General features: G+C 67.9%; 3 protein-coding genes. 1 reads left to right on the top strand and 2 read right to left on the bottom strand.

Translation table 11 applies throughout. The features are described 5' to 3' along the window. Positions 1-460 precede the first annotated feature (460 nt). Complete coding sequence (locus tag AC07XP_RS32035) at positions 461-2263, top strand: NAD(P)-binding domain-containing protein (protein WP_495266929.1); 1803 nt, start codon at positions 461-463, stop codon at positions 2261-2263. Between the two features lie 40 nt (positions 2264-2303). On the opposite strand, the gene AC07XP_RS32040 is transcribed toward AC07XP_RS32035, so the two are convergent. Together AC07XP_RS32040 and AC07XP_RS32045 are read right to left on the bottom strand one after the other, a co-directional pair. Continuing rightward, on the bottom strand, positions 2304-3014 hold the full coding sequence (locus AC07XP_RS32040) for a Crp/Fnr family transcriptional regulator (protein ID WP_495266930.1): 711 nt from the start codon (positions 3012-3014) through the stop codon (positions 2304-2306). 14 nt (positions 3015-3028) lie between these two features. Next, entirely contained in the window at positions 3029-3409 is a 381-nt protein-coding gene (locus tag AC07XP_RS32045) for a DUF1090 domain-containing protein (protein ID WP_495266931.1), read from the bottom strand. Positions 3410-3647 lie beyond the last annotated feature (238 nt).

Raw genomic sequence — 3647 nt, forward strand, 5'->3', positions numbered from 1 at the left:
CGCGCCGCGCAAGGCACGCCCCGGCGCCACCACTGCCGCGGCGAGCGCGGTTCCGATGTGTGCCCTCATGTGTCCCTCGTCCTTTGTATGGATTTTTTGTGCGCTTCCGGCGGCGCCGAAAGTCCGCACAAATGTAACGAAGGCTTTTGATTCATAACCGAAAGTTCACGCCGAAGTGGCCACCGCGCCACAGCTTTCACGGCACAGCGGATGCGTCCGCAGAAAATTTAATTCAAAAGTTTTCCTCCTCTGTTCAGTGGGCTCGCCGGCCTGTCTCAACCGCATCGCATGTCCGTCGCACGGCGCATGCGACGCGACCGCCGCCTGCGACAAAACTCCCGCCAACCCCTTGATTCTTCGTCGTGCCTCACGCGGCACGAAAGCTGCGCCACGCCCTTCGCGTGCGCCTTGCCGCGCCGCGATTCGATTCGATTCGTTCAACGACACACGGAGACATGCAATGACAGACCCGACCACCGGCTCCACCCGGGCCGCCGCCCAATGGCTGGCCGACTTCGCCGCCGCGCTCGCGCGCGGCGACATCGATGCGGCCGTTTCGCTGTTCGAGGCCGACAGCTACTGGCGCGACCTTGTCGCCTTCACCTGGAACATCCGCACGCAGGAAGGCGCGGGCGCCATCCGCGCGATGCTGCAGGCGCGCCTGGCCGACACGCAGCCCACGGCCTTCGCGCTCGAAGGCGAGGCGACCGAGGCCGACGGCGTGGTCGATGCGTGGTTCGGCTTCGAGACGCGCGTGGCGCGCGGGCGCGGCCACGTGCGCTTGCGCAATGGCAAGGCCTGGACGCTGCTCACCACCATGACCGAGCTGAAGGGCTTCGAGGAAAAGACCGGCGACAACCGCATCAAGGGCGCGGAGCACGGCGTGCACAAGGGCCGCAAGAACTGGCTCGAGAAGCGCCGCGACGAAGAGGCCGCGCTGGGCTACACCGAGCAGCCCGAGGTGGTGATCATCGGCGGCGGCCAGGGCGGCATCGCGCTGGGGGCGCGGCTGCGGCGGCTGGGCGTGCCGACGATCATCGTGGAGCGCAACGCCAAGGCCGGCGACTCCTGGCGCAAGCGCTACAAGTCGCTGTGCCTGCACGACCCGGTCTGGTACGACCACCTGCCCTACATGCCCTTCCCCGACGACTGGCCGGTGTTCGCGCCCAAGGACAAGATCGGCGACTGGCTCGAGATGTACACCAAGATCATGGAGCTCAACTACTGGAGCTCCACGAACGCCACCAAGGCGCGCTTCGACGAGGCCACGCAGCGCTGGGAGGTGCAGGTGGAGCGCGAAGGCAAGCCCGTGACGCTGCGCCCGAAGCAGCTGGTGTTCGCGCTCGGCGTGTCGGGCTATCCGAACGTGCCGAAGGTGGCGGGCGCCGAGAACTTCCTGGGCGACCAGCACCACTCCAGCCAGCACCCCGGGCCCGAGGCCTACGCGGGCAAGAAGTGCGTGGTGCTGGGCTCGAACAACTCGGCGCACGACATCTGCGCGGCGCTGTGGGAGCACGGCGCCGACGTGACGATGGTCCAGCGCTCGTCCACCCACATCGCGCCCTCGCAGTCGCTCATGGAGCTGGCACTGGGCGGGCTGTATTCCGAGCAGGCGGTGAAGAGCGGCATCGACCACCACAAGGGCGACCTGATCTTCGCCTCGGTGCCCTACAAGATCATGCACACCTTCCACATCCCGGTGTACGAGGAGATGAAGAAGCGCGACGCCGACCTGTACGCGCGGCTGGAGAAGGCCGGCTTCCTGCTCGACTTCGGCGTGGACGGCTCGGGCCTGTTCATGAAGTACCTGCGGCGCGGCTCGGGCTACTACATCGACGTGGGCGCCTCGGAGCTGGTGGCCAACGGCAGCATCCACCTCAAGAGCGGCGTGAACATCGAGCGCGTGAACGCACACTCGGTCACGCTCACCGACGGCACCGAGCTGCCGGCCGACCTGCTGGTGTACGCCACGGGCTACGGCTCGATGAACGGCTGGCTGGCCGACCTGATCTCGCCCGAGATCGCCGACAAGGTCGGCAAGTGCTGGGGCCTGGGCTCCGACACGCCGAAGGACCCGGGCCCGTGGGAGGGCGAGCTGCGCAACATGTGGAAGCCGACGCAGGTGCCCCAGCTGTGGTTCCACGGCGGCAACCTGCACCAGTCGCGCCACTACTCGCAGTTCCTGGCGCTGCAGCTGAAGGCGCGCATGGAAGGGATCGACACGCCGGTGTACGAGCTGGCGGCGTCGCACCACAAGCGCTGAGCGGCTCCGGCTTCCTCTCCCCTCGGGGAGAGGGAGTCACTCACTCCTGGATGAAGCGGCGCAAGCCTTCGAGGTCGGTCACGGTGATGCCGCCGTACTCGATGTGCAGGAACCCGGCCTCCTTCAGCCGGTTGAGCGCCGCGTTGCAGCGCTGGCGCGACACGCCCGACAGGTTGGCGATCTCTTCCTGCGAAGTCTGCAGATGCGGCTCGCTGCCCGGATGCAGCCACGGGTGGAACAGGCCGGCCAGCGCGCGCGCCACCTGGCTGTCGGCGTCGAGCAGGCGGTGCGCGGCGTAGCTGCCCATGAACCAGTGCAGCCGCTCGTTGATCTGCTGCAGCAAAAAGTGATCGAAGCCGCGCTGCGTGCGGTGCAGCCACTCGAAGGTCTCCAGCGGCAGCTGCGCCACGCGGCTGGGCCGCAGCGCGATGATGTCGGCCGAGCGCGGCACGGCGCGCAGCAGCGTGCCTTCGCCGAACCAGCTGCCCACCGACAGCCCGCCCAGCGTGACCGAGCGGCCGTCGCTGGAGGTGATCGACCACTTGAGCAGCCCTTCGAGCGTGCCGTACCAGTGCAGCGGCGTGTCGCCGCGCCGGCACAGCGCGGCGCCGGCGGCCACCTCGACCTCGCGCATCTCGTCGAGCACGCGCTCGCCCGCGCCCACGTCGAGCAGCGGGAACCAGGCCGAGCCCTGCAGCAGCTGGGGAATGGTCAGGGAGGCCGAGGGGATCGCCGGCTTGGTCGGGGGCATGCTGTCTTTTTTATTTACTGCGCGCCCTTGAGCTGCTGCAGCTCGGCCTGCGCTTCGTGCAGCTTCTTCTCGCGGTCGGCGATCTTGCTGGCGCGTCCCTTCTCCTGCGCCGCGCGCAGGTCGCGCTCGCGCTCGGCCACCTTGCGCTCCTGGGCGCGGATGCGCTTCTGGTGCTCGGCCGCCAGCTTGGCGTCGGTGCAGTTGCGGTTCACTTCCGCCAACGCGGTTTCGAGCCCGCGCACGCGCTGCTTCTGGCCCTTGGACTGGGCCATCTCGATGTCGCGGCCGATGGCCTCGCGCTTGGCGTCGCAGGTGGCGGGGCCCGCGGGTTGCGCGGCAGCGCCGAGGGTGGTGAACGCGGCCGCGGCGGCCAGCAGGAGAGGCAGAAATTTCATAGAGGGTGCTCCTTTGTGCGCAACAGCGCAGGGGCAACTTTAGCGGCTGGCGCCGCGTAAACCCTGCCCCCGAATGTCGTCGCGATGACTGAGTACAAACGCACTCCAAAAAATAATGGCGCGCCCCCATGAAAGACACCAGGAGTTCCCGAGCATGTCGAAGCGCAAAGTGATCGTGACCATCGCCCCCACCGGCGGCATGGCGCACAAGTCGCAGAACCCCCACCTCCCCACCCAG

The organism is Variovorax sp. GW531-E2 (assembly GCF_059423125.1).